Source organism: Lysinibacillus sphaericus, assembly GCF_001629735.1.
Classification (GTDB): domain Bacteria; phylum Bacillota; class Bacilli; order Bacillales_A; family Planococcaceae; genus Lysinibacillus; species Lysinibacillus pinottii.
In genome coordinates this window covers 3,254,405-3,281,099 of sequence record NZ_CP015224.1, presented here as the reverse complement: position 1 = coordinate 3,281,099, position 26,695 = coordinate 3,254,405, and the positions used below count along the sequence as shown (strand labels likewise).

Genomic DNA, 26,695 nt, shown 5'->3' with positions numbered 1-26,695 from the left:
TAACTGCATTTTCTTTTTAGTATATCATAAATTATTAAAACTATATTAAATCTGCTTAACAATTATTTCATTTCAAGTATTTGCATACGCTCATTAAAAAGTGCAGGATAACTTAAAAAACCAATCATGATACTTGATAATGTTGCCGTTGTTAGAAGAGCGAAGATGATCAAAAGCTGAAATTGTACAGCCTGAATGGGGTCGGCACCACCGATAATTTGACCGCTCATCATGCCTGGTAGCTGTACCAAGCCAATTGTTTTTTGGCTTTCAATAGTAGGAATCATACTTGCTTTTACGGCATTGATAAGTTGTCGATGAACGGCTTGTTTAGGTGTGCCTCCAAGTGACAAGATTAATTCCATTTGATCTTTATGGCTAGTAATTTCAGCCGTAAATCGGTTTAAAAATAAAATGGATAACACCATTGAATTGCCAATTAACATGCCACTAATGGGAATAATATATTGAGCGGTTGCTGGCACAATGTTGAAGCCCAGTAAGACACCTTGTGTAATAATTTCTATTATCACAAGCGTCAGTGCAATCTTCCAGGTGATTCCTTTAATACCTTCTCCTTTTTTTCGAGCATTAAACGTAGCAACTAGTATCATTAAAGCTACCATAAGAAAAATATACATATAACTATTTGCATCAAAGACAAATTTAAGTATATAGCCAACAGCAAGCAATTGAACTATTGAACGAAGAGTTGCAATAAGTGTATCTTTTTCAAGTCCTAATTTTAATGTTTTGGATAGCAGTAAAGGGATGCAAACAAATATTAATGTCAGTGATAAGGACGTATATGTCATATGCTAGCCCCCTGAACAAATTCAGCTACACGTGGGTTCGTTGGTGCTTTAAGTAAAGCACTCTTGCCAGTTTCAATTAGCTCTCCATTCATCATGACCCATGTGTAGTGTCCAATTGTTAACGCTTGTTGCAAATTGTGAGTAATCCAAATCATCGTTACATTGTATTTTTGATTAATAGTGACGATGAGTTTTTCAATGTCCTTGACTGATTGGCGATCGAGAGCGGAGGTTATTTCATCTAATAATAAAATAGAGGATTGATTAATAAGTGTTCTTGCTATAGAAACCTTTTGACGTTGTCCTCCGGATAATTCATTTGTGGATTGATATAAGAAGCTTTCATCTAAGCCAACATCCTCTAAATATTGAATGGCCTCCTGTTGAGAAAGTTTTTTTCCTTGCAATGTTCGCGGGAGTGCAATGTTTTCCTTAACAGTACCAGCAATCATAGGAGCAGCTTGTAGGGCAATACCAACATGTCTTCGTAATGCTGAGGGCTCATAATTTGAGATGGGCTCATTATCAATAAGTATTTGCCCATTTGTCGGTGAAAGAAGGCCATTACATAATTTAAGCAGGGTTGTTTTACCTGCACCAGAAGGGCCGACGAGAGTGGTAATTTGACCTTTCGGAAACGACCCCGTAATTGACTTTAATATCATTTTGTCATTTACTGAGAATTGAACTTGTTGAAAGTGAATGGCAGGCTCGTATAGCGTATTCATATAGTAACTCCTTTGCTATAGTCAGTAAAATAACTGTAGCATGAAATGAAGGAAAGATGCATTTTAAATATAAGATTTTAGAAATGGGGAGAAAAGGGAATGGAAAAATTGTATTTTGATACATTAACGTTTGCACAAGGTAGTATGTACATTGTGGCCTCAAATAATGGACTTGCCTATATTGGAACACCTAATGCATCATTTGATGAGGTTAAAGAGTGGGCTAAAAAGCCTTTCAAAGGTTATAGCTTTGAAGAAAATCAAGAGCAATTGCAACCATATAAAGAACAATTAACAGCATACTTTAATAAGGAACTGACAGAATTTGATGTACCTATCCATGTGAAGGGGACACCTTTTCAATTAGCTGTATGGGACGCCCTTAAAGAATTACCCTATGGTTCAACAACATCGTATGGAAGTATCGCAGAACGTATTGGGAACCCCAAAGCGGTTAGGGCTGTAGGCAGTGCTATTGGTGCAAATCCAATCTTAGCAATTATTCCATGTCACCGGGTCATTGGAAAAAATGGTCAATTAACAGGTTTTCGTAGTGGACTAGATGTCAAACAATTTTTATTAGAACTAGAGAAAGCTTAACATCATTAGTTTACTAAAAAAATCTGCCTGCTATTTTATTAAAGGCAGAGCAGATTTTTCTTTTGGTTATATGTGTTGTTCTTCTTGTTGTACGTTGCTTTGGGTTTTACCAAAATGTGTTAAACGATGTGCAAAGGTTTCTCCTCGAACAGCAGAACTCTTAAAAATATCTTGGAATTCGTAGGCAGGAGCTCCGTGCTCTATAACGTCTAAACCAGCAATTTCCTCTTCAGCCGTTACCCGTAATGGTACAAAAGCTTTGATGATAAATATACCAGCTGTTACAGAAACACTAACCCAGGCTATTGTAGCAATAACACCGACTGCTTGAATGCCTAATAGACTCAAGCCCCCACCATAAAATAAACCTTGACCGTTACTATCAAATAATCCAACTGCTAGTGTCCCCCATACACCGCAAATACCATGTACAGCAATTGCACCAACTGGATCATCCACTTTTAGCTTCCACTCAAGGAATCGTACACCTTCAACAAGTAATGGGGCGGCGATAAGGCCGATGATAATAGAACCGATAATGCTGACATTCGCTGCACCTGCTGTAATTCCTACTAGTCCTGCTAGTGCACCATTTAATGTGAGGGAGCCGTCAATATGGCCATAACGGAACTTTGTATAGAAGGCGGTTGCTACGACACCAGCGGCCGCTGCAAAAAATGTATTAGCAATGACATTTGGAACAAGTTCAGGATCAGCAGCTAAAGTGGATGCACCATTAAAGCCAAACCAACCGAACCATAGTAAAAATACGCCTAATGCTCCTAATGGTATACTATGACCTGTAATAACATTTACTCGACCGTTTTCATATTTACCTAGTCGTGGTCCAACCATAACTGCTGCGACAAAAGCGGCTACAGCACCTGTTAAATGAACGACTGTCGAGCCGGCAAAATCTACAAAGCCTAAATCAGTCAACCAACCTTGACCACTCCAAACCCAATGGCCTACAACTGGATAAACAACTAATGACATTAGTATAATAATTCCTATATAAGCAAAAATATTAGTACGCTCTGCTACAGCGCCAGATAAAATAGTTGCTCCTGTTGCAGCAAACATTGCTTGGAAAATAAAGAATGAAAGATCATCGACTCCGTTTAAAGCAAAGCCGCTTATGCCGAAAATACCACCTACAGTGTCACCAAACATAATGGCATAGCCACATAAAAAATAAACAATTCCCCCTAGGGAAATGGTAAGAAAATTTTTCATGATGATGTTAACAGCATTTTTTGAACGTGTAAATCCTGCCTCTACCATAGCGAATCCAGCGTGCATAAAAAAGACTAAAATTGTGCCTAACATCACCCAAATTAAATTAACCGATAATATTATTTCCTCCATCTATATCGCCCCCTTATTCTACTGCAATTGATCCGACTTCTTTTGTTCGGATACGAATCGCTTGTTCTACTGGATAAATGAAGATTTTCCCGTCCCCAACCTTGCCAGTGGCTGCTTCACGCAATAGTATTTCTACAATGCCATCCACTTTACTATCATCTACAATCATTTCTAATTTCAATTTAGGTAAAAATTCGATTTCATACGTATTACCACGAAATAAACCAGTCCGCCCTAATTGACGACCACAACCTGCGATTTCAGAGACACTTAACCCTGCAATTCCTTGTTGTGCAAGACCGTCCCGAACGGCTCCAAAAACCTCAGGACGAATGATTACTTCGATTTTTTTCATCTGTACCAGCTCCTTGCGTAATTTTAATTTACATGATAAATTGCCTTGAACAGGAGTGCAATTACTTTTTGGAAGTTCGTGTTAGTTTTTATTACATGAATTATTTTTGTTCTCGAAATATTCGTGAGAAAAAGGTTTCAGAATGGGAATGAAAGCGGTACTAAAATTTGTGTCTAAAATATGAACAGTTCTAAATTTTCTGACTATTAATGTTAGAAAACCTAACATAGAGGAGTGAGAATGTCATACGCAAGAATTTGGGTATATAGTGTATACTAGGACTAATTATCAAAGCGGAAGAAGGGGTTTCTTGTGAGATCAAACTATGCAGACGATAGCTTAGCGCTACACACAGACTTATATCAAATCAATATGGCCGAATCCTATTGGGCTGATGGGATACATAATAAAAAAGCAATTTTTGAGTTGTATTTTAGAAAATTACCTTTTGGCAATGGCTATGCAATATTTGCTGGCCTAGAGCGAATGCTGGATTATTTACGCAATTTCCGTTTTAGTGAATCTGATATTACGTATTTACGTGAGGAAGTTGGTTATAAAGAGGACTTTATTGAGTATTTAAAAGATATTCGATTCACAGGGGATATGTATTCGATGGTAGAGGGAGAGCTTGTTTTTGCCAATGAACCAATTGTTCGAATTGAAGCTCCATTAGTGGAGGCTCAGCTTATAGAAACAGCATTATTGAACATCGTTAATTATCAAACATTAATAGCAACGAAGGCTAGCCGTATTAAACAAATTATTAAAAATGAAGTGGCCATGGAATTTGGTACACGACGCGCTCAGGAAATGGATGCAGCTATTTGGGGGACGCGTGCAGCATTCATAGGTGGCTTTGCTTCCACTAGTAATGTACGAGCAGGTAAACTGTTTAACATCCCGGTGTCTGGCACACATGCTCATGCTTTGGTACAGGCGTATAAAAATGATTACGATGCTTTCCATTCTTATGCAAAGCGTCATAGAGATTGTGTTTTTCTTGTAGATACGTACAATACTTTGAAATCTGGTGTTCCAACCGCTATAAAAGTAGCCAAAGAATTAGGTGACAAAATTAATTTTATTGGTATACGTTTAGATAGTGGAGACATTGCGTTTTTATCAAAAGAGGCTCGTCGCATGCTAGATGCGGCTGGTTTCCATGATGCGAAAATTATTGTTTCAAATGATTTGGATGAATACACCATATTAAATTTAAAAGCTCAAGGGGCAAAAGTTGACGTGTGGGGAATTGGTACGAAGCTTATTACAGCTTATGACCAGCCTGCGTTAGGAGCTGTTTACAAAATGGTTGCCATTGAAAATAGTGAAGGTCAATTGGAGGATACCATTAAAATATCAGCGAATGCTGAAAAGGTAACAACGCCAGGTCTCAAAAATGTATATCGTATTATCGATAAAAAGAATGGCAAAGCAGAGGGAGATTACATCGCGATGCAGGATGAAAATCCTCAGGAGGAGGAGCGTATTAAAATGTTCCACCCAATTCACACGTTTGTATCTAAATTTGTCACGAATTTCGAAGCGAAAAATTTACATCAGCATGTGATTCATCATGGCGAAATAAACTATACAAACCCAACGCTTGAGGAAATGCGTGACTATGCAGCCGGAAATTTAGAGCTGCTATGGGATGAATATAAACGTGCGATGAATCCTGAAGAGTATCCAGTCGATTTAAGTCAAAAATGCTGGGATAATAAAATGCGCAATATTGAAGAAGTTCATAACATGGTTAAGCAAATGTAAATAGGGAGTGATGGAACGATGACTTTACAGCAACAGATCATTGAAGAATTACGTGTACAACCAACTATTAATGCGCAGGAGGAAATACGTAAATCCATTGATTTCTTAAAGGAATATGCGAAACATTATAGTTTTGTAAAAGGATTTGTTCTTGGTATTTCTGGTGGTCAGGATTCAACGTTAACAGGAAAACTAGCGCAACTAGCTGTTGATGAATTGAATAAAGAAGTTGGTGAAATGAAATATTCATTTTGGGCGATTCGCTTACCGTATGGAGTGCAAGCAGATGAGCAAGATTGTCAGGACGCTATCGACTATATAAAGCCAACGGGGTCTTATACAGTTAATATAAAAGATGCTGTCGATGCGAGTGTGAAGGCCCTAGCAAATGCGGGTGTTGAGCTGAATGATTTTGTCAAAGGGAACGAAAAAGCACGGGAGCGTATGAAAGTGCAATATTCGATTGCTGCAATGAATGGAGGAGTTGTATTAGGAACGGATCATGCGGCAGAGGCTATTACAGGTTTTTATACTAAGTTTGGTGATGGAGGAGCTGACTTAATGCCAATCTTTCGTTTAAATAAAAGACAAGGGAAGCAGTTATTGGCAGAACTCAATTGTCCAGAGCATCTTTATACGAAGGTACCGACAGCAGACTTGGAGGAAAATCGTCCATCTTTGCCAGATGAAGTGGCTCTTGGTGTGTCCTATGATCAAATTGATGATTATTTAGAGGGAAAGGAAATCCCAGAAGAACCTCGCCAATTACTAGAAGGGTATTATTTGCGTTCACAACATAAACGCCATATGCCTATTACAATATTTGATGTTTTTTGGAAGTAAAATTAGGGAAAAGGGTTATAAAAGTGAATCTCACTTTTGAAAATAGCTCTTTTCTCTCTTTTTTTATGCAATTTGGTTCTATGTTGTTAAATATCATCATATAATGTCGATATAATTACCTATAAGGATTATAAAATGTAAGGGAGGGTAACTTAATATGAGGACTTCTAGAGTAAATGCAACGACAAGTAGTGTTTTTCGTCAGGAAAATCAGTATCTACATGCAGGTGATATTAGCCATAATTTTGGGCAAAATCCACAAAATTTATTTAAAAATAGTTTGCAAAGAAATAAAGAGAAGAAGCGCAGTTCGATCAATACACCAAATCAACAGAAACAGCATCAGCAAACTGCGCCCATCCATATGGATAGTACGAATGATTTGCAAATTCGTCGCGAATTAAATGAAACTGCGTTAAAACTTAGTCGTTTAAGCAGACAAAAGAAGTTACTTAATAGTTACCGTTCTTCCATATAAAGACTAAACTCCCCACAGCTAAACATGTGGGGAGTTTTTGATGCGAGTGAAAAAGAAGCACTAAATTCAAATTATTTGAAATGAAGATGTTCATTGAATGTTCAAGATAATTTTTCCAAATCTTCACCTCGATTTTTTACTAATTTCACAACTAATCTGTATTGTAGAATATGGCAACAGAAAATTAAAATTGGAGGAAAAAATTTGTGAAAAAATTATGGTTACCAGCATTATTATTATTATTACTTGCAGCATGTAATAGCGAAAAACCACAGGTAAAGGAGAAGGGATCAGAGCAAGATGCTACCGAAATGGAAACGGAAGTAGTGGATGATTCTGTACAAGTTGCTTCGCTTGTCGATTCACGGTTACAAGAGCCAAAGGAAGATACAGTTTGTGAAATGTGTAATATGAAGGTATACATGAAGGATCATGAGATGGGCGTATTTTCAACGCAAGCGATCAAAGAAGATGGAACTATTGCATTTTATGATGATATTGGCTGTTTGTTAAATGCAGAGGTTGCCAATGAAGAGAAAAATGCCAAATTCGTCCGTGATTTTGTGACGAAGGAGTGGGCGAAGGTCGAAGATGTAACAATTGTGAAAACAGAGCTGAAATCTCCGATGAACTGGGGCTATATTTACTTCGTGAACAAAGCGGAAGCAGATACATACATCCAAGAAAATCCGAATGCTTATGTTGAAGAACTACAAAAAATTAAAGATGACGCATTGGAACGACGTAAGAAAATGATGGAAAAAAAGGCTAAGGAAGAAAGTGGAGATTCTAGTTCTATGCATTCAAATGAAATGAATCATGGGCAAGAGGGACATGGCCATTAAAAGCCTAGACTAGGGGGCTCTCCTCTAGTCTTTTTATGCTGAATAAGGTGGTGAACGTGATGAAACGAATATGTTTGTTCGTATTGTTTTTTCTATGGGCAAGTCAAACAGCGAATGCGGAGTTTGATCTTCAATTGGCTATTGATCAAGCGAAACCAGGAGAAATTGTTCATATTCCTGCCGGTCGTTACCAAGGAAATTTTATAGTAAAGAAACCGATTAAACTCCTAGGTGAAAAAGGGGTTGAACTTTATTCTCAAAATACTGAACCTGCACTAAAAATTGACCATACGGCTAATGTCTCTATCGAAAATATAATGATTTCTGCCAAAAACAAAGGAATTGTTGTTAATGAAACGGAGAATTTAAAACTGAAAGCTATTGAGATAAAGAATATACAAGTGGGTATCCATATTCAACGTTCTAAGCATATTCGAATAGTTGAAAATAAGATTGTTGGTAATCAGTTACATTATGCTGAAAAAGGCAATGGGGTTGCTGTGTTTAAAAGTGAGGACATTGCTATTGAACACAATGCTATTGATCTTGTGCAAGATGGAATATATGTAGAAGAAGCAAAACAAATCGATGTGCGTCAAAACGAAGTGACAAATAGTCGATATGGGACGCATTTTATGTATTCAAGTGATGTCAAGGTGGATTACAATTCATATTTTCAAAATGTTACAGGTCTTATGGTAATGATGACTACTGACTTAGAAATAGCCAGAAATACGGTTAGAAACCATAATGATTTCAATAGCTATGGTCTTTTAATGTATGACACTCAACAGGCAAAGGTAAGAAAAAATAGCTTTCAAAATAATCGGGTGGGCGTAGCATTGCAAAAATGTTCAGTTATACAAATACAAGAAAATCGGTTTCAGATGAATCAGACTGCCTTAGAAGGAACAAAGGTAGATAAGCACTCTATTATAAAGGATAATCAGTTTACTGGAAATATATTGACAGCAAGATCAGACCAACAAGGTTTGCGATTAGTTCGCAATTTTTATGATGATTATAGAGGGATAGATGTTGCAGGAGATGGTTTTGGAGATGTTCCATATGTAGCTGTTTCGAGCTTTGGTCAATGGATGGTGAGACAACCAGTTTATCAATTTTTTGTGGCATCACCGAGTGTTATGATCCTGACGTCACTTGATCAGCAAGTGAATAAGACAGAACAAAATTTACTTGTAGATAACGAACCGAGATTAATTAGCCATACGAAAGAGAAGGGGCTTTCGATTAACATCCTACAATTCATTATTGGTTTGGTTGTAACTATGGGTGGATTTTGGCTGTGGAAAAGAGGAATGTTAGTATGATAAGGTGGATAACCATTCTAGTTATATGTAGTACAATATTGGGCGGTTGCAGCGGAAAAGTATATAACCCACGTGATATTATCAGTGAAACAGATATTTGTGAAATTTGTAATATGAGTATCGTTCATCAAGAATATGCTGGACAAATTGTATTAACAAATGGAGATTATAAGATTTTTGATGATATTGGATGTTTGATGGATTATCTTACGCTAAATGGTGAGGGTGAAATTGGCGCAGCCTATATTAAAAATAAAGCAAATAATGAATGGATTGATGTTTATAAAGCTACCTATGTATATAATCCAGGCTATTGGACGCCGATGAACTATGGCGTTCTTGCGTTTGCGACAGAGGCTGAGGCACAGGAATGGATGACCAATGAAGGAGAGGGGCAATTATTAGCCTATCAAGATTTGCTGACGTTTAATTGGGGGATTCATAAATGATGTTTGTGAAAATAGAGCTAAAGCAAATTTTAAGAAGCCATTGGATGCAACTAGTAGCTTTTCTGTTTACATTTGTATTTGTAGCCATTATAGTCATTCAACGAATGGCATTACCTGATATGGAGGGCTTTACACGTCAAACAGCATCATTTTTAAATGTGTTATTGTTTCTATTGCCCTTATTCATTATCACCATTGGAAGTATGAGTTTAGCTGGCGATATAGAATCTGGTTGGTTTTCGTTATTAAAAACATATCCCATGAAAATAGCGCAATATATTATAGGGAAGTATGTGGCTATATCACTTGCTTTTTTATTAGTAGTGCTTGTGGCGTTTGGTGTTGTCTTAGCATTAGGTGGTCTATTGGATGGCGTACAGTTACCGATTATTTTAGTAATCCTTACGTTATTATGTATCTTTATATTTGTCTCATTGGGTATTGTACTGGGGGCAATGGCTAAAACAAGATTATTTGCACTAGCCCTGTCACTTGTTGTATGGTCCTTTTTTTTACTGCTCATTTCTTATGCTTTAATGGCTCTTGGTGCAGTTGTAGCGGGTCATGTTTTACAAAAACTTACCATTATATCGATACATATTAATCCAGTAGAATGGCTACGCTTTGGTTATTTTATATTCACCCATCAGGCTAGTGTGCTTGGTCCAGCATTTTATGGTGTAACGAAATTTTATTCGTCACCTGAGGGTCATGTGATGTATGTGATAGTGACGCTTCTTTGGATCATTCTACCACTTATACTGGCTACGAAGTTTTTAAAGGAGGACCCAAAGCGATGATTCTATTAGAAGCAAAAAATGTAGCCAATGTCTATGGAAATGGTAGAGGCTTAAAAGAAGCTACCTTTACACTACATTCGGGTAAAATTCTAGCATTGGTTGGGGGCAATGGAGCTGGGAAGAGTACGTTGATCCGTTTACTAACGGGACAAGAAAAGAAAAAGTCTGGAGAAATGATATGGCATAAACCGCAAGTAATTCGTTATATGCCTGATGACGTAAATTTTCCAATCATGCTAACGGCGGCAGAAATTTTTGAACTGCTGGCATCTTTAAAACAAGTAGATCAAGATGAGCAAGAGCGTATATTGAAGCGTGTTTCCTTGTGGGATGTTCGCAATCAACCAGCTAAACAGTTCTCTAAAGGGATGCTTCAACGATTAAATCTTGCGCAAAGTTTACTTGGAAGTGGATCCTTGCTAATCTTGGATGAACCGACAAATGGTCTTGATCCATTTTGGATAGCACAACTGAAACATGTGATGATAGAGGAAAAGAAAAAAGGAAATACGGTCATATTCTCTACTCACTTGCTGTCATTTGCTGAAGAAATAGCAGATGATGTATTAGTTTTACATGATGGGGAAATTATTATTTCTGGTCCGATCACTGAAATTTTTACACAAGAAAATTCTACATCTTTGGAAGAGATATGGTTAAAAAGATTAGAATTGTAACATTCTAATGATTAGTGACGTTGTATAATAAACAAGGCTTGTTTGACTATGTTCAAACAAGCCTTGTTTATTAAGTGTTATCAAAGGGAAGGAGTTTCTGATAATTGTTTTACTAGACATATTTCGATATGCTTATGATAAGTTATCGTGCAATTCACACAATTGTTCGGTGGAATGGAGGTTTTTTAATTTATGAATTCTCAAATACAAAATGTGCTAGAAAATATAGAGAAAGTAATGATTGGAAAGAGAGAGGTGGCTGAGCTGAGCCTTGTTGCTTTATTAGCGAGGGGGCACGTATTGTTAGAGGATGTGCCTGGTGTTGGGAAAACAATGATGGTTCGTTCATTAGCCAAATCCTTTGATGCACAGTTTAAACGAATTCAATTTACTCCAGATTTATTACCTTCCGATGTAGTGGGAATCTCTATTTATAATCCAAAGACTTTGGAGTTTGAATTTCGTCCAGGACCGATAATGGGCGATGTTATTTTAGCTGATGAAATTAATCGTACCTCGCCAAAAACGCAATCAGCTTTACTAGAGGGGATGGAAGAAGCATCTGTTACTATTGATGGTAAAACACTTGCCATTAATCAGCCTTTCTTTGTAATGGCCACGCAAAATCCGATAGAACACGAAGGTACTTATCCATTGCCGGAAGCCCAGCTTGATCGTTTTTTGTTGAAAATAAAGATGGGCTACCCTACTAGAGGGCAAGAAGTAGAAATTTTACGTCGAGCGGAAAATGGCAAAGCAATTGAAAAGATCGACGCTGTATTGTCAGTAGCTCAATTAATTGAATTACAAGAGCTTGTTCAAGGAGTGTACGTTGAAGATTCAGTAAAAAATTACATGGTGGAGCTTGCTACTCAAACTAGAGAAAACAGCTATGTTTATTTAGGAGTAAGTCCCCGGGCTACATTAGCCTTAATGAAGGCTTCGCAAGCTTACGCGTTTATGAAAGGGCGTAGCTATGTCATACCTGATGATGTCCAATACCTTGTACCTTTTGTTTTCAGTCATCGCCTAGTTTTAAAACCAGATGCTCGCTACGATAATGTAACGGCCAATGAAATTATTGAACGGATCATTGCCAAAACGCCAGTACCAACAAAAAGGTTTGCAGAACAATGAGGCAATGGAAAGCTTTTTTGGAGAAAAGTAAACATTTCCTATTAGTGGTTTTCTTAATGGTTGTAACATTTTGTTATGCAATGTTCCAAGGTGGTTTTGTTAGTTGGTTTGTGTTTTTTACCGTAAGTCCATTTTTAGTGTACGCCTTATTTTTCTTTGTTGTTAGGGAAAGTATCCTAGTAGTAGAGCGCAAAATTGAACCTTCACACATAGAACGTGGTCAGTCAGCGAAGGTAACGATTTCGGTCGAGAGGAAAACACGTTTCCCTTTTGCTTATATGATGATGGAGGAACTTGTAGATAGTGAGGGATTAGTACAGGCCAAGCTACAAAGTTCAGCTGCTATCAAATTTGTTGGCTTTAGAAAAAAATTTAACTGGCATTATGAACTAGTAAATATGCCTCGTGGTGAACACCGTTATTTGGGTGTTACGATAGCTTTCTATGATTTTTTTGGCTGGGCCAAAAAAATGGTTGTGGCTGAGAAAGAACAAACTATTTTAGTTTATCCAAGGCTCAGAGAAATGAAATATTCGGCACTGCAAACAAAATATGATGTTGGGCCAATGATGTCCCCTTATTCCATAGTTAAGGATACTACTATGTCTGTTGGATTACGAGAATATGTTCCAGGGGATCGTTTTTCTTGGATTCATTGGAAATCTTTCGCAAAAACCCAAACCTTACAATCGAAGGAATTTGAGGATAGACAATCCTCTGAGTTAATGTTAGTGCTTGATGCCAAGAAATCAACGTTATTTGAGGATAAGATTGAACTAGTTGCATCTATGCTCAATATGATCGTGCAGGAACTTGGTGATATTTCCTTTATTGCTGCTGGAGAAATGACGAAGGTGTTTCCGGTTATACAAGGTGAAAAGCAGTTAGATCAGGTTATGTATCATTTGGCAGCTATCAAACCTACTGAGAATGTAAAATTCCGATTTTATGACCAGCAAGCCTTTAAGCAAGTTGCGACATTGCTTTATGTAACTAATGAAGTATCAGATGAATTCCTACATACTCTTGCGAATATAGTGAAAAGTTGTATTTGTTTTGTCGTGACAAAACAGCCACCTGTGCAATCTGAGGTTACGTTGCGTTATAAACATATTCAAATGGTCTATGTAGATCCAACAGATTTTTATCATGTTTTCACGGGGGTGATGAAGCCGTGAAACAGTCGTTAGGAGAATTTTTAGAGTTGGCAGTCGCCTATATTATCGTTTTCTTTATATTGCGTGAATGGCTAATGCCCATTATGCAATTAACTAATACAGGAGGGTTTCATCTCTTCCTAGTCTTTATTGGCTTGTCTCTAGCTTTAAGTTTATTCCGAGTGCATCCTGTATTATCAGGAATTGTAAAGTTAGGTTATATTATTTGGTGTATTGTCTTTATTTATAGCGAAAGCCCAGTGCTCTCTGGAAAGACCATATCCTTCTTATTAGCAGAATGGAAAGGCAATATGGCCGCCATTATTTCAGGTGATTTTGGACTAGTATCCGATGCTTTTAGAACAGTGCTATTTCTAGTATTAATATGGATGCTTGTTTACTTAATTCACCATTGGGTCTCCGTGCGGAAAAATATATTTTACTTTTTTGTCATGACAGTATTCTTTATTGCTACGTTAGATACGTTTAGTGAATACAATGGTAAAACAGCTATTGTTAAAGTGGTTATACTAGGATTAATGATGACAGGTGTCCTATTTGTCAAACGTTTATGGCTTCAAGCGGGTACAACGAGCAATGCGTTTGGAAAATGGAAAATTGTTATTCCGATGCTTGTTTCCGTAATACTTTTTGGTAGTATCGCCTTCTTTTTACCAAAGACAGGGCCGACATGGGCAGACCCTGTGCCATTTATCCAAGGTGTTACTGGGCAAGATGGGAATGGAGCAGGCATGAAATCAGTCGGCTATAGTCAAGACGATAGTCAATTAGGTGGACCTTTCCAAGGAGATAATACATTAATTTTTACTGCTTCTTCTCGTGATCGTCATTATTGGCGTGTTGAAACGAAGGATACTTATACCTCAAAGGGATGGATTTTGTCAGAGGGGAACTTTGGGAAAAATGTATATGAGTCAAATGCGCCGATTATGACCTCATTACAAGTGGGATTACCTGAAAACGAGCGTCAAATTCAATTGGACATTGCGGCCTCGATGCCATTTTTAATCCAAACATATGGTTTATTATCTGTTTCGGCACAAGATTCTACATTATTTATTCAGGATGAGCAGACGGAACGGATGACTATAGAGCAGCAGAATGATACATCTAAATCGTTATCAAACTATACATTATCATATAGTGAGCCAGTCTATAGTATGGAACAGTTGCAATTATCTCTGCCAGCCACACTTGAAACGTTAGATTTATCTTTTGATCGCTTTATGCAGTTGCCAGTGGAATTGCCACAACGGGTAAGAGATTTGGCGTTGGCGATAACACAGGATGAAACTACGGTTTACGATCAAATTAAGGCAGTGGAAGGTTATTTTCGGACAAACGGGTTTAGGTATGATAAAACCCAAGCGGCTATTCCGGCAGAAAATCAAGATTATGTCGATCAGTTTTTATTTGATACAAAAGTAGGGTATTGTGATAATTTTTCAACGTCAATGGTAGTGCTTTTGCGTTCAATAGGCATACCGGCTCGCTGGGTCAAAGGTTTTGCGCCTGGTACGGCAGGGCCAATGACAGATGGTCTGCGAGAGTATCGAATTACCAATGACAACGCACACTCATGGGTAGAGGCATATATACCTGGGACAGGTTGGATGGAGTTTGAACCTACAATAGGCTTTAGTGGCAATGCTAACATTGATTATGATATACCATTAGATACATCAGAACAGGAAGAAATTCTACAGCCAGAGCAAAAACCTGAACAGCCACAACAGCAGGAACAAGTGTCCAATAAAGAGCAAAGTAAATCAACGTTTAGTCTGGATATGCTCTGGGCATGGATGAAGAAGTTCGCTTATGTTTGGGGAATTGGTTTAATATTATTACTGATTAGTGGGATTGCATTATACTTGCAGCGCAAAACATGGCTGCCTAAAATGCATGTGCGAGCATATCGTAAAAAGACTGCCGATTGGTCTACCTTTGATTCCTCTTATCATATTCTTCTGAAGCAATTATCACGTATTGGACTGCGTATGAGAGATGGAGAAACGTTGCACATGTTTGCCGAACGTGTGGATGCATCCTTAGAAACAGATGAAATGCAAAAGCTAACGGCTGTTTATGAGCAACATGTTTATGGGAAGGATAAACAAGAAGTGGATTTCATAAAGCTGAAAGAAAGTTGGGAATATTTAATCAATCGCACTATCGGTTGATTTTAACTTAGACAAAGAGTAAAATGAAAAAAATTAAATGCAAGGATTGCTTTCATATAAGTTCGATAATAAGGTTCGGATGTTTCTACGAAATCACCACAAATGATTTCTCTATGAAGGCGGATGTATTCGCTAGGTGAGAGGTATAGTAAATCACTTTACTTTGCTACGCATTCGCCTTTATAAATCATCATGAGCTTTTTGAACGCGTAGAAAGATTTTACTTTCTTCGCGTTTTTCTTTGAACAAATGAATGATCCTTTAATAATAGTAGAAGAGGTGGAAATTTTGACAGCTAGCCCTTTATTAAAAGAGCAAGAAAAAATCGTTGTACTTGACTTCGGTAGCCAATTTAACCAATTAATTACTCGTCGTATCCGTGAGTTTGGTGTATTCAGTGAATTACATCCACATACAGTAACTGCTGAAGAAATTAAAGAAATGAACGCAGCTGGTATTATTTTTTCAGGTGGTCCAAACTCTGTTTATGATGAAAATGCTTTCCATGTGGATCCAGCCATTTTTGAATTAGGCCTACCAATCCTAGGTATTTGCTATGGTATGCAATTAATGGCGCATACAAATGGTGGTAAAGTAGAAGGTGCTGAAACTCGTGAATATGGTAAAGCTGAAATCAAAGTAACTGCTTCCAATAAATTATTTGGTGAGTTACCAACTGAGCAAATCGTGTGGATGAGCCATGGTGACCATGTAACAGAAGTTCCTGCTGGATTTGAAGTGATCGCAACGAGCGCATCATGTCCGATTGCAGCAATGGCAAACGTAGAACGTAAACTATACGCTGTTCAATTCCACCCAGAGGTACGTCACTCTGTTTATGGTAATGATTTATTACGTCAATTCGTATTCGATGTTTGTGAAGCAAAAGGTGATTGGTCAATGGCCAACTTCATCGAACTTGAAATCGCAAAAATTCGTGAAATTGTAGGCGATAAAAAAGTATTATGTGCGCTTTCAGGTGGTGTTGACTCTTCAGTTGTAGCTGTTCTTATCCACAAAGCGATCGGTGACCAATTAACTTGTATGTTCGTAGACCACAACTTAAACCGTAAAGGTGAAGTTGAGCAAGTAATGAAAACATTTACTGAAGATTTCGATATGAATCTTATTAAAATTGATGCTCGCAAACGTTTCATGGACAAGCTTGCGGGTGTATCAGATCCAGAGAAAAAACGTAAAATTATCGGTAATGAATTTATTTACGTATTTGATGAAGAAGCATCAAAGCTTGAAGGTATGGATTTCTTAGCTCAAGGTACTCTTTATACAGATATTATTGAATCAGGTACTTCAACTGCACAAACAATCAAATCTCACCATAATGTTGGTGGACTTCCAGAAGATATGCAATTCCAATTAATCGAACCACTAAAAACATTATTCAAAGATGAAGTACGAGCATTAGGCTTAGAGCTTGGTCTGGATGAAAAAATCGTTTGGCGTCAACCATTCCCAGGTCCTGGATTAGGTATCCGTGTACTTGGTGAAGTAACAGAAGAAAAATTAGAAATCGTTCGCGAATCTGACTTCATCTTACGTGAGGAGATCGCCAATGCTGGCCTTGATCGTGACATTTGGCAATACTTCACGGTATTACCTGATATCCGTTCAGTTGGTGTAATGGGCGATGCACGTACGTATGATTACGCAATCGGTATCCGTGCGGTAACATCTATCGACGGTATGACATCTGACTGGGCACGTATCCCATGGGATGTACTAGAAAAAATCTCTGTCCGTCTAGTAAATGAAGTAAAACACGTTAACCGTGTAGTGTATGATATTACATCTAAGCCACCAGCAACGATTGAGTGGGAATAGTAGCAAAAGCCCTAAAAGCCCTGAGAGGTTTTTAGGGCTTTTTTGATTTCACTATGTCTGAATTTATGCTAAATAAAGTATCTCAACATGGAAAAATTGCTGGTAAAGTGTTGTGTGTAGTAAACTAAATGAATGCAAAAGAAATGATACTATTCAGATTAGGGGGGATTCAAATGGAAAAAAATAAACCAATAATTCATACATTAGCAGTTGGGATGCCAAAAGAATTGATTGATAGTAAAGGGCGTTCAATGATTACAGGTATTGAAAAGCAAAAAATTCAAGAAGTTTATTTGTCAGCTCATGGCTTCGACGGAGATGATGTTGCTGATAAAAAACATCATGGTGGTCCTGATCGTGCAGTTTGTTTATATCCTGCGGAACATTACATACAATGGGAACAAGAACTTGGTAAACCACTACCAACTGCTGCTTTCGGTGAAAATCTAACGGTTACAAATATGCTAGAAGCGGATACTTGTATTGGTGATATTTATAAAATAGGAGATGCTGTCATTCAAATTACACAAGGGCGTGTTCCCTGTAGCACGATCGACAAATATACTGAATCAAACACATTGCTGAAACGTATGATTGAAACTGGTTATACTGGCTTCCTTGGGCGTGTACTAGAAGAGGGGACAATCTGTGCGAGCTCGAATATTGAATTAGTAGAAAAGCATCCTGCCCAAGTTTCGGTTTTGTATTGCAACGAAGTATATTTTAAAAACAAAGATGCGGATGCGATGAAACATATCCGAGCAGTAGATGCATTGGCGGAAGATTGGAAACAGAAGTTAGAAAAAAGAATTCAGGTTTTGCAAAGTAAAGTGATGAATTAAAGATTGTCTGCAATTGAGTCCTTCCATAAAATCCTTTAGAATTCGAGTGAGTTCTAAGGGGTTTTTTATTGTTTGCGTTCGGAGAATTGTTCAGTACTTAGGCTTTTTAGTAGCAGTTTATTAAAATATGAACATTAAATAAGAAATTTACACGAACTTTCGTATTTTATTTTATAAAATTGTTCGGAAATAGGGTTGAAATCTAAAAAGTGAAATGATATATTACGAATGTAAATTAAATAAGTCGTCGTATAATGTCGGGGATAGGGCCCGTGAGTTTCTACCAAGTTACCGTAAATAACTTGACTACGATTGAGGTTTATATGCGAATGTATAAACCCTAATTTATTTCACACATTAATGTGGATGAAATATATCGTAGACATGCGACTAGTAGATTAGTCAGCGTGTCTTTTTTGTTTTCGATATTGAGGACGACCATACGGAGGATTTTTTTATAATGAAAAAATATTTCATGTTTGATGAATTAGGAACTAATTACCGCCGCGAAATAATAGGCGGTATTACAACCTTTCTTGCGATGGCATATATTCTAGCTGTTAACCCAGGTATTCTAGAAAATGCAGGGATGGATAAAGGTGCTGTTTTTGTAGCAACAGCATTAGCTGCAGCAGTTGGTTCTTTAATAATGGGTATTTTCGCTAAATTCCCAATTTCACTAGCTCCTGGTATGGGATTAAATGCATTCTTCGCCTTTACTGTAGTTGGAGCTTATGGTATTCCATGGCAAACTGGTCTAACTGGCGTCTTCTTCTCTGGGATTATCTTTATCATCCTATCTCTAACAGGTATTCGCGAAACAGTTATTAACGCTATACCAGTACAGCTTAAATATGCTGTTTCGGCAGGTATAGGATTGTTTATTACTTTCGTAGGTTTACAAGGTGCAGGAATTGTTGTAGATAGTCCAGCTACATTAGTAACTTTAGGAACTTTCACTGGCTCTACATTACTAGCGGTATTCGGCATCGTTCTATCTGTTATTCTGATTATTAAATTACGCAGTGTCGGTATTTTCTTAGGGATGGTTATTACTGCGATTATTGGTATGGTGACAGGTATTATTGAACCTCCAACAGCAATTGTTTCTGCTATTCCAAGTGTGGATTCTACATTCATGGTGGCACTAGAACCACTTGGAGATATTAAATCATTATTTAACGTGAAGTTTTTAGTAGTTGTATTAACATTCTTGTTTGTAGATTTCTTTGATACAGCAGGTACTTTAATGGCTGTGGCAACACAGGCTGGCTTAGTCAAAGATAATAAATTACCACGTGCAGGTCGCGCATTAATGGCAGATGCACTTGCAACAACAATTGGTTCTTTATTTGGTACATCTACGACTACTGCCTATGTAGAATCAACTTCGGGGGTAGCAGCTGGGGCTCGCTCTGGGTTCTCGGCGGTAGTAACAGCAGTACTTTTCTTAGTAGCTTTATTTTTCTCTCCGTTATTAGCAGTAGTAACGCCAGCAGTAACAGCACCTGCGCTAGTAATTGTAGGGGTATTAATGGTTTCGTCATTACGTTTAATTGATTGGGATAAATTTGAGATTGCCGTACCTGCATTCTTTACGGTATTAATGATGCCTCTTGGTTATTCTATAGCTACGGGTATTGCAATTGGCTTCGTGTTCTACCCAATCACAATGTTGTTAGCGGGACGGAGAAAAGAAATTCATCCTATGATGTATGGTTTATTCTTTGTCTTCCTAGCATATTTCATCTGGGTACGATAAATTAAATATACTTTGAAAAAAACTCCATTGTTAAGTAAGGATTCTAACAATGGAGTTTTTTATGATTGAATAAAAAATTTTATTGTTACTCTATTCATCTTTTTTATTATTCATAGAGCATTACTTTATATAAAGTTGCTTTCACCTTTATTATAGAAGAAACTCACTTTTAAATAATAAGAATAGTTTTACTTTAATGAAACGCTTGCAAACTTTATTTTATGATGATATATTTAAACACGTTGTTACGAAACAAACGAACAACTTTTAAAATATTAACATAGACAGTTGACAATATGTTAACAATATGTTAAATTATAAAAAGTTACTTGAGAGTAACTAGCAAATGAACCTTGAAAACTGAACAAGCAAAACGTAATCAATAAAGTTTTAAGTAGCTAGCCTAGCTAGTGAACGAAACAAAATTTTGGACATCAAAATGATGCCAGCAAAACAATTTGAGCTAATCAAATTTCTTTTATGGAGAGTTTGATCCTGGCTCAGGACGAACGCTGGCGGCGTGCCTAATACATGCAAGTCGAGCGAACAGAGAAGGAGCTTGCTCCTTTGACGTTAGCGGCGGACGGGTGAGTAACACGTGGGCAACCTACCTTATAGTTTGGGATAACTCCGGGAAACCGGGGCTAATACCGAATAATCTATTTCACCTCATGGTGAAATATTGAAAGACGGTTTCGGCTGTCGCTATAGGATGGGCCCGCGGCGCATTAGCTAGTTGGTGAGGTAACGGCTCACCAAGGCGACGATGCGTAGCCGACCTGAGAGGGTGATCGGCCACACTGGGACTGAGACACGGCCCAGACTCCTACGGGAGGCAGCAGTAGGGAATCTTCCACAATGGGCGAAAGCCTGATGGAGCAACGCCGCGTGAGTGAAGAAGGATTTCGGTTCGTAAAACTCTGTTGTAAGGGAAGAACAAGTACAGTAGTAACTGGCTGTACCTTGACGGTACCTTATTAGAAAGCCACGGCTAACTACGTGCCAGCAGCCGCGGTAATACGTAGGTGGCAAGCGTTGTCCGGAATTATTGGGCGTAAAGCGCGCGCAGGTGGTTTCTTAAGTCTGATGTGAAAGCCCACGGCTCAACCGTGGAGGGTCATTGGAAACTGGGAGACTTGAGTGCAGAAGAGGATAGTGGAATTCCAAGTGTAGCGGTGAAATGCGTAGAGATTTGGAGGAACACCAGTGGCGAAGGCGACTATCTGGTCTGTAACTGACACTGAGGCGCGAAAGCGTGGGGAGCAAACAGGATTAGATACCCTGGTAGTCCACGCCGTAAACGATGAGTGCTAAGTGTTAGGGGGTTTCCGCCCCTTAGTGCTGCAGCTAACGCATTAAGCACTCCGCCTGGGGAGTACGGTCGCAAGACTGAAACTCAAAGGAATTGACGGGGGCCCGCACAAGCGGTGGAGCATGTGGTTTAATTCGAAGCAACGCGAAGAACCTTACCAGGTCTTGACATCCCGTTGACCACTGTAGAGATATGGTTTCCCCTTCGGGGGCAACGGTGACAGGTGGTGCATGGTTGTCGTCAGCTCGTGTCGTGAGATGTTGGGTTAAGTCCCGCAACGAGCGCAACCCTTGATCTTAGTTGCCATCATTTAGTTGGGCACTCTAAGGTGACTGCCGGTGACAAACCGGAGGAAGGTGGGGATGACGTCAAATCATCATGCCCCTTATGACCTGGGCTACACACGTGCTACAATGGACGATACAAACGGTTGCCAACTCGCGAGAGGGAGCTAATCCGATAAAGTCGTTCTCAGTTCGGATTGTAGGCTGCAACTCGCCTACATGAAGCCGGAATCGCTAGTAATCGCGGATCAGCATGCCGCGGTGAATACGTTCCCGGGCCTTGTACACACCGCCCGTCACACCACGAGAGTTTGTAACACCCGAAGTCGGTGAGGTAACCTTTTGGAGCCAGCCGCCGAAGGTGGGATAGATGATTGGGGTGAAGTCGTAACAAGGTAGCCGTATCGGAAGGTGCGGCTGGATCACCTCCTTTCTAAGGATATTTTCGGAATACAAACCTTGGGTTTGTAAGATTACGTTTTGCGTTCAGTTTTGAAGGTTCATTCTTTCTGAATGAAATACTTCAAAACTTGTTCTTTGAAAACTGGATAAAACGACATTGAAATTGTAACAAACACATTTATTTTTTTAAGTTTTTTTATAGGCTTAATAACATGATAAGATTTTCAGACACGAGCAGTTCTAGGAAGCAATCGAGTAAATGAAGGAGCGTACTTCAGTACGTGACTGATTGAACGAGTGAGGCTGACAACGAAATGTGAAGTGTATGGAAAGCTGATAGGTTAAGTTATTAAGGGCGCACGGCGAATGCCTTGGCACTAGGAGCCGAAGAAGGACGGCACTAACACCGATATGCTTCGGGGAGCTGTAAGTGAGCTTTGATCCGGAGATTTCCGAATGGGGGAACCCACTACGTTTAATCGCGTAGTATCTTGACGTGAATACATAGCGTCTTGAAGGCAGACCCAGGGAACTGAAACATCTAAGTACCTGGAGGAAGAGAAAGAAAAATCGATTCCCTGAGTAGCGGCGAGCGAAACGGGAAGAGCCCAAACCAAGAGGCTTGCCTCTTGGGGTTGTAGGACACTCAATACGGAGTTACAAAAGAGCGAGTTAGATGAAGCGACTTGGAAAGGTCCGCCAGAGCAGGTAAAAGCCCTGTAGTCGAAAGTTCGTTCTCTCCTGAGTGGATCCTGAGTACGGCGGAACACGTGAAATTCCGTCGGAATCCGGGAGGACCATCTCCCAAGGCTAAATACTACCTAGTGACCGATAGTGAACCAGTACCGTGAGGGAAAGGTGAAAAGCACCCCGGAAGGGGAGTGAAAGAGATCCTGAAACCGTGTGCCTACAAGTAGTTAGAGCCCGTTAATGGGTGATAGCGTGCCTTTTGTAGAATGAACCGGCGAGTTACGATTACGTGCGAGGTTAAGCTTTAGAAGGCGGAGCCGCAGCGAAAGCGAGTCTGAATAGGGCGAAATAGTACGTGGTCGTAGACCCGAAACCAGGTGATCTACCCATGTCCAGGGTGAAGGTAAGGTAACACTTACTGGAGGCCCGAACCCACGCACGTTGAAAAGTGCGGGGATGAGGTGTGGGTAGCGGAGAAATTCCAATCGAACTTGGAGATAGCTGGTTCTCTCCGAAATAGCTTTAGGGCTAGCCTCGTGATGAGAATACTGGAGGTAGAGCACTGTTTGGACTAGGGGGCCATCCCGGTTTACCGAATTCAGACAAACTCCGAATGCCAGATATTTATACACGGGAGTCAGACTGCGAGTGATAAGATCCGTAGTCAAAAGGGAAACAGCCCAGACCACCAGCTAAGGTCCCAAAGTAATCGTTAAGTGGAAAAGGATGTGGCGTTGCACAGACAACCAGGATGTTGGCTTAGAAGCAGCCATCATTTAAAGAGTGCGTAATAGCTCACTGGTCGAGTGACGCTGCGCCGAAAATGTATCGGGGCTAAACGATTCACCGAAGCTGTGGATTGACATCTACGATGTCAGTGGTAGGAGAGCGTTCTAAGTGCGTTGAAGTCAGACCGGAAGGACTGGTGGAGCGCTTAGAAGTGAGAATGCCGGTATGAGTAGCGAAAGACGGGTGAGAATCCCGTCCACCGTATGACTAAGGTTTCCTGAGGAAGGCTCGTCCGCTCAGGGTTAGTCGGGACCTAAGCCGAGGCCGATAGGCGTAGGCGATGGACAACAGGTTGATATTCCTGTACCACCTCCTCACCGTTTGAGAAATGGGGGGACGCAGTAGGATAGGGTAAGCGCGCTGTTGGTTATGCGCGTCCAAGCAGTAAGGCGTGTGTGTAGGCAAATCCGCACACTGTAACGTTGAGCTGTGATGGCGAGTCCGTATGGACGAAGTTCCTGATTTCACACTGCCAAGAAAAGCCTCTATCGAGGTGAGAGGTGCCCGTACCGCAAACCGACACAGGTAGTCGAGGAGAGAATCCTAAGGTGTGCGAGAGAACTCTCGTTAAGGAACTCGGCAAAATGACCCCGTAACTTCGGGAGAAGGGGTGCTCTTGAGCGTGCAAGCGCATGAGAGCCGCAGTGAATAGGCCCAGGCGACTGTTTAGCAAAAACACAGGTCTCTGCAAAACCGTAAGGTGACGTATAGGGGCTGACGCCTGCCCGGTGCTGGAAGGTTAAGAGGAGTGGTTAGCGCAAGCGAAGCTACGAATTGAAGCCCCAGTAAACGGCGGCCGTAACTATAACGGTCCTAAGGTAGCGAAATTCCTTGTCGGGTAAGTTCCGACCCGCACGAAAGGCGTAACGATCTGGGCACTGTCTCAACGAGAGACTCGGTGAAATTATAGTACCTGTGAAGATGCAGGTTACCCGCGACAGGACGGAAAGACCCCGTGGAGCTTTACTGTAGCCTGATATTGAATTTTGGTACAACTTGTACAGGATAGGTAGGAGCCAGAGATCTCGGAGCGCCAGCTTCGAAGGAGGCGTCGGTGGGATACTACCCTGGTTGTATTGAAATTCTAACCCATGCCCCTTAGCGGGGCAGGAGACAGTGTCAGGCGGACAGTTTGACTGGGGCGGTCGCCTCCTAAAAGGTAACGGAGGCGCCCAAAGGTTCCCTCAGAATGGTTGGAAATCATTCGTAGAGTGTAAAGGCACAAGGGAGCTTGACTGCGAGACCTACAAGTCGAGCAGGGTCGAAAGACGGGCTTAGTGATCCGGTGGTTCCGCATGGAAGGGCCATCGCTCAACGGATAAAAGCTACCCCGGGGATAACAGGCTTATCTCCCCCAAGAGTCCACATCGACGGGGAGGTTTGGCACCTCGATGTCGGCTCATCGCATCCTGGGGCTGTAGTCGGTCCCAAGGGTTGGGCTGTTCGCCCATTAAAGCGGTACGCGAGCTGGGTTCAGAACGTCGTGAGACAGTTCGGTCCCTATCCGTCGTGGGCGTAGGAAATTTGAGAGGAGCTGTCCTTAGTACGAGAGGACCGGGATGGACACACCGCTGGTGTACCAGTTGTCTTGCCAAAGGCATCGCTGGGTAGCTATGTGTGGACGGGATAAGTGCTGAAAGCATCTAAGCATGAAGCCCCCCTCAAGATGAGATTTCCCATTACGCAAGTAAGTAAGATCCCTCAAAGACGATGAGGTAGATAGGTTCGAGGTGGAAGTGTGGTGACACATGGAGCTGACGAATACTAATCGATCGAGGACTTAACCAAAAAAGTTTGAAGCATTCAATGAACCGTTTATCCAGTTTTGAAAGAATAATTTCTTTTATAAAGGGTTTCAAGATACGAGTAGTTCGAGGAAGCAATGAAGAGAGGGAAGGAGCGTACTCAAGTACGTGACTGACTGAACGACAGAAGCTGACGAAGAAATGCGATGTATATTGAAAGCCGAACATAGTCTAGTGATGATGGCAAAGAGGTCACACCCGTTCCCATACCGAACACGGAAGTTAAGCTCTTTAGCGCCGATGGTAGTTGGGGGCTTCCCCCTGTGAGAGTAGGACGTCGCTAGGCACTTAAAAAGTCATGGATATATTCCATGGCTTTTTTTATTTTATAAAATAAAAAGTAGTGGTATAATTCACTAAATGTTAAATTTATACTGATGTAAAGATAATTAAAATAGACAGCACTTCCTACTTATCTTGAATGGAATGATGGAGGAATGAAAATGAAGCGTAATATGTTTTCGACTCTTTCGATTCTGTGCCTACTCCTAACATTCTTAATGTTTGGATATGATTCTACAAAATGGTATGGGAGTTTTTTTAAATTCCTCTCTGACCTGAGTATATTTACGCCATTTATACTAGGAGGAATAGGTATGGTTAGTACCTTTTTAGGTATTAAAGAATATCGTTTCATTCTTGTTGTCCTTCATTCATTCTTGTTGCTACTAATATTAGGCATCTATATAAAAGCTTTATATGGATTTTACTGAACTTGCAAGTAAAACTGCGGATATATATCTGCAGTTTTTTATATTTAACAAACAATTAATTAGTTCTTACACACTTCCTAAGGCAACTCAAGGTATAATGAAGTAACAAGTGCTAGGAAATAAATTATGTTATTGAAAGGGAGAAAAAGTTGGGAAAGAAGCAAATTTGGTATGAAGTACAAGAAAACGAATCCATTGAAGAATGTTTAGAAAGAATGCGAAACGATGGGTACATGGCAATTGGACGAAAAGAAGAGCCACTTTTTCATTTAGTCGATGGTGAACCAACATTATTACGTCAAAAAATTCAATTTAAAGCTATACTTACTCAAGATATGGAATGATTTTGACTAAAATCCGAACGTTTTTTTTAGGTTATAAAAAAATGTTCGCATTTTTGCATTGACGATAATACGATCCCTTGTTAAAATATGATAAGGAAAAACAAATAAATCCCACATATATGCTAGAGGATTGGCTCTAGTGTCTCTACCCGGCACCGTAAATGCTGGACTATGCGGGAAAGCACTTTTGGCTTTTATGAGAAGATCCATGTACAAAATTGTATATGGACAAATTCTTGCCCTTATAAGTCCTCAAGTAAGCTGCTTTCACGCGTAAAGGTAGAGAGTAGTTTATTTGGGGATTTTCTTTGTAAAAAGGTAAAAATTGCAGAGCTATTTTATATAGAGGCTTG

20 protein-coding genes, 3 rRNA genes and 3 riboswitches are annotated in these 26,695 nt (G+C 39.7%); of the genes, 19 read left to right on the top strand and 4 right to left on the bottom strand.

Going from position 1 to position 26,695, the window contains the following annotated elements; translation table 11 throughout:
• Positions 1-62: 62 nt before the first annotated feature.
• Both A2J09_RS16120 and A2J09_RS16115 read right to left on the bottom strand, forming a co-directional pair.
• Positions 63-815 (bottom strand): ABC transporter permease, encoded by a 753-nt coding sequence (locus A2J09_RS16120; RefSeq protein ID WP_012291985.1) that lies wholly within the window; start codon positions 813-815, stop codon positions 63-65.
• Positions 812-1,543: an ABC transporter ATP-binding protein gene (locus A2J09_RS16115; RefSeq protein ID WP_012291986.1), complete on the bottom strand. Its 732-nt coding sequence runs from the start codon at positions 1,541-1,543 to the stop codon at positions 812-814. The genes A2J09_RS16120 and A2J09_RS16115 overlap by 4 nt, the downstream gene beginning before the upstream one ends.
• A 99-nt stretch (positions 1,544-1,642) precedes the next feature.
• Here A2J09_RS16115 and A2J09_RS16110 point away from each other — a divergent pair, with 99 nt between their 5' ends.
• Positions 1,643-2,143 (top strand): methylated-DNA--[protein]-cysteine S-methyltransferase, encoded by a 501-nt coding sequence (locus A2J09_RS16110; RefSeq protein WP_012291987.1) that lies wholly within the window; start codon positions 1,643-1,645, stop codon positions 2,141-2,143.
• Between the two features lie 66 nt (positions 2,144-2,209).
• Here the strand turns inward: A2J09_RS16110 and A2J09_RS16105 are convergent, their stop codons facing one another.
• Complete coding sequence (locus tag A2J09_RS16105; protein ID WP_012291988.1) at positions 2,210-3,511, bottom strand: ammonium transporter; 1,302 nt, start codon at positions 3,509-3,511, stop codon at positions 2,210-2,212.
• Positions 3,512-3,524: 13 nt separating this feature from the next.
• Complete coding sequence (locus tag A2J09_RS16100; RefSeq protein WP_012291989.1) at positions 3,525-3,866, bottom strand: P-II family nitrogen regulator; 342 nt, start codon at positions 3,864-3,866, stop codon at positions 3,525-3,527.
• 312 nt (positions 3,867-4,178) lie between these two features.
• Here A2J09_RS16100 and A2J09_RS16095 point away from each other — a divergent pair, with 312 nt between their 5' ends.
• From A2J09_RS16095 to A2J09_RS16005, 18 genes are all read left to right on the top strand, one after another.
• Positions 4,179-5,639 carry a nicotinate phosphoribosyltransferase gene (locus A2J09_RS16095; RefSeq protein ID WP_036160402.1) on the top strand — a complete coding sequence of 487 codons (1,461 nt, stop codon included), beginning with the start codon at positions 4,179-4,181 and terminating at the stop codon, positions 5,637-5,639.
• 18 nt (positions 5,640-5,657) lie between these two features.
• Positions 5,658-6,482 (top strand): NAD(+) synthase, encoded by an 825-nt coding sequence (gene nadE / locus A2J09_RS16090; protein WP_012291991.1) that lies wholly within the window; start codon positions 5,658-5,660, stop codon positions 6,480-6,482.
• A 157-nt stretch (positions 6,483-6,639) separates the two neighbouring features.
• On the top strand, positions 6,640-6,960 hold the full coding sequence (locus tag A2J09_RS16085; RefSeq protein ID WP_012291992.1) for a hypothetical protein: 321 nt from the start codon (positions 6,640-6,642) through the stop codon (positions 6,958-6,960).
• A gap of 206 nt (positions 6,961-7,166) precedes the next feature.
• Complete coding sequence (locus A2J09_RS16080) at positions 7,167-7,805, top strand: hypothetical protein (protein WP_012291993.1); 639 nt, start codon at positions 7,167-7,169, stop codon at positions 7,803-7,805.
• A gap of 59 nt (positions 7,806-7,864) precedes the next feature.
• Positions 7,865-9,136, top strand: coding sequence for a right-handed parallel beta-helix repeat-containing protein (locus tag A2J09_RS16075; protein ID WP_227256954.1), 1,272 nt, complete (start codon positions 7,865-7,867; stop codon positions 9,134-9,136).
• Positions 9,133-9,585, top strand: a complete 453-nt coding sequence (locus A2J09_RS16070) for a nitrous oxide reductase accessory protein NosL (RefSeq protein ID WP_031416375.1) — start codon at positions 9,133-9,135, stop codon at positions 9,583-9,585. Before A2J09_RS16075 ends, A2J09_RS16070 begins: the two co-directional genes overlap by 4 nt.
• Complete coding sequence (locus A2J09_RS16065; protein ID WP_031416377.1) at positions 9,582-10,385, top strand: ABC transporter permease; 804 nt, start codon at positions 9,582-9,584, stop codon at positions 10,383-10,385. The genes A2J09_RS16070 and A2J09_RS16065 overlap by 4 nt, the downstream gene beginning before the upstream one ends.
• Positions 10,382-11,062: an ABC transporter ATP-binding protein gene (locus A2J09_RS16060; RefSeq protein ID WP_012291997.1), complete on the top strand. Its 681-nt coding sequence runs from the start codon at positions 10,382-10,384 to the stop codon at positions 11,060-11,062. The genes A2J09_RS16065 and A2J09_RS16060 overlap by 4 nt, the downstream gene beginning before the upstream one ends.
• Before the next feature lie 192 nt (positions 11,063-11,254).
• Positions 11,255-12,199: an AAA family ATPase gene (locus A2J09_RS16055; RefSeq protein WP_012291998.1), complete on the top strand. Its 945-nt coding sequence runs from the start codon at positions 11,255-11,257 to the stop codon at positions 12,197-12,199.
• A complete protein-coding gene (locus A2J09_RS16050) occupies positions 12,196-13,377 on the top strand; it encodes a DUF58 domain-containing protein (protein WP_012291999.1) in 1,182 nt (393 codons plus the stop codon). Before A2J09_RS16055 ends, A2J09_RS16050 begins: the two co-directional genes overlap by 4 nt.
• A complete protein-coding gene (locus tag A2J09_RS16045; RefSeq protein ID WP_012292000.1) occupies positions 13,374-15,557 on the top strand; it encodes a DUF4129 domain-containing transglutaminase family protein in 2,184 nt (727 codons plus the stop codon). Before A2J09_RS16050 ends, A2J09_RS16045 begins: the two co-directional genes overlap by 4 nt.
• A 32-nt stretch (positions 15,558-15,589) precedes the next feature.
• Positions 15,590-15,691: riboswitch (purine riboswitch) on the top strand.
• Between the two features lie 154 nt (positions 15,692-15,845).
• The gene (guaA, locus tag A2J09_RS16040; RefSeq protein WP_031416382.1) at positions 15,846-17,399 is read left to right on the top strand and encodes a glutamine-hydrolyzing GMP synthase; all 1,554 of its coding nucleotides are present in this window, start codon (positions 15,846-15,848) and stop codon (positions 17,397-17,399) included.
• Positions 17,400-17,572: 173 nt separating this feature from the next.
• Positions 17,573-18,241 carry an MOSC domain-containing protein gene (locus tag A2J09_RS16035; RefSeq protein ID WP_031416432.1) on the top strand — a complete coding sequence of 223 codons (669 nt, stop codon included), beginning with the start codon at positions 17,573-17,575 and terminating at the stop codon, positions 18,239-18,241.
• Between the two features lie 227 nt (positions 18,242-18,468).
• Positions 18,469-18,570: riboswitch (purine riboswitch) on the top strand.
• 131 nt (positions 18,571-18,701) lie between these two features.
• Complete coding sequence (locus A2J09_RS16030) at positions 18,702-20,003, top strand: NCS2 family permease (protein ID WP_031416433.1); 1,302 nt, start codon at positions 18,702-18,704, stop codon at positions 20,001-20,003.
• Between the two features lie 477 nt (positions 20,004-20,480).
• A 16S ribosomal RNA gene (locus A2J09_RS16025) occupies positions 20,481-22,032 on the top strand.
• 308 nt (positions 22,033-22,340) lie between these two features.
• Positions 22,341-25,268: ribosomal RNA gene (locus A2J09_RS16020) — 23S ribosomal RNA — on the top strand.
• A gap of 187 nt (positions 25,269-25,455) precedes the next feature.
• Positions 25,456-25,571, top strand: a 5S ribosomal RNA gene (gene rrf / locus A2J09_RS16015).
• Together the 16S, 23S and 5S rRNA genes form the textbook arrangement of a ribosomal RNA operon.
• A 576-nt stretch (positions 25,572-26,147) precedes the next feature.
• The gene (locus A2J09_RS16005) at positions 26,148-26,342 is read left to right on the top strand and encodes an NETI motif-containing protein (protein WP_012292006.1); all 195 of its coding nucleotides are present in this window, start codon (positions 26,148-26,150) and stop codon (positions 26,340-26,342) included.
• A 93-nt stretch (positions 26,343-26,435) separates the two neighbouring features.
• A riboswitch (purine riboswitch) is annotated at positions 26,436-26,534 on the top strand.
• Positions 26,535-26,695 lie beyond the last annotated feature (161 nt).

Coding starts and splice junctions, on each gene's coding strand:
- A2J09_RS16030 (WP_031416433.1), top strand. CDS start 18,702: ATGAAAAAATATTTCATGTTTGATGAATTAGGAACTAATTACCGCCGC.
- A2J09_RS16115 (WP_012291986.1), bottom strand. CDS start 1,543: ATGAATACGCTATACGAGCCTGCCATTCACTTTCAACAAGTTCAATTC.
- A2J09_RS16065 (WP_031416377.1), top strand. CDS start 9,582: ATGATGTTTGTGAAAATAGAGCTAAAGCAAATTTTAAGAAGCCATTGG.
- A2J09_RS16110 (WP_012291987.1), top strand. CDS start 1,643: ATGGAAAAATTGTATTTTGATACATTAACGTTTGCACAAGGTAGTATG.
- A2J09_RS16060 (WP_012291997.1), top strand. CDS start 10,382: ATGATTCTATTAGAAGCAAAAAATGTAGCCAATGTCTATGGAAATGGT.
- A2J09_RS16055 (WP_012291998.1), top strand. CDS start 11,255: ATGAATTCTCAAATACAAAATGTGCTAGAAAATATAGAGAAAGTAATG.
- A2J09_RS16050 (WP_012291999.1), top strand. CDS start 12,196: ATGAGGCAATGGAAAGCTTTTTTGGAGAAAAGTAAACATTTCCTATTA.
- A2J09_RS16085 (WP_012291992.1), top strand. CDS start 6,640: ATGAGGACTTCTAGAGTAAATGCAACGACAAGTAGTGTTTTTCGTCAG.
- A2J09_RS16075 (WP_227256954.1), top strand. CDS start 7,865: ATGAAACGAATATGTTTGTTCGTATTGTTTTTTCTATGGGCAAGTCAA.
- A2J09_RS16035 (WP_031416432.1), top strand. CDS start 17,573: ATGGAAAAAAATAAACCAATAATTCATACATTAGCAGTTGGGATGCCA.
- nadE (WP_012291991.1), top strand. CDS start 5,658: ATGACTTTACAGCAACAGATCATTGAAGAATTACGTGTACAACCAACT.
- A2J09_RS16100 (WP_012291989.1), bottom strand. CDS start 3,866: ATGAAAAAAATCGAAGTAATCATTCGTCCTGAGGTTTTTGGAGCCGTT.
- A2J09_RS16120 (WP_012291985.1), bottom strand. CDS start 815: ATGACATATACGTCCTTATCACTGACATTAATATTTGTTTGCATCCCT.
- A2J09_RS16070 (WP_031416375.1), top strand. CDS start 9,133: ATGATAAGGTGGATAACCATTCTAGTTATATGTAGTACAATATTGGGC.
- A2J09_RS16105 (WP_012291988.1), bottom strand. CDS start 3,511: ATGGAGGAAATAATATTATCGGTTAATTTAATTTGGGTGATGTTAGGC.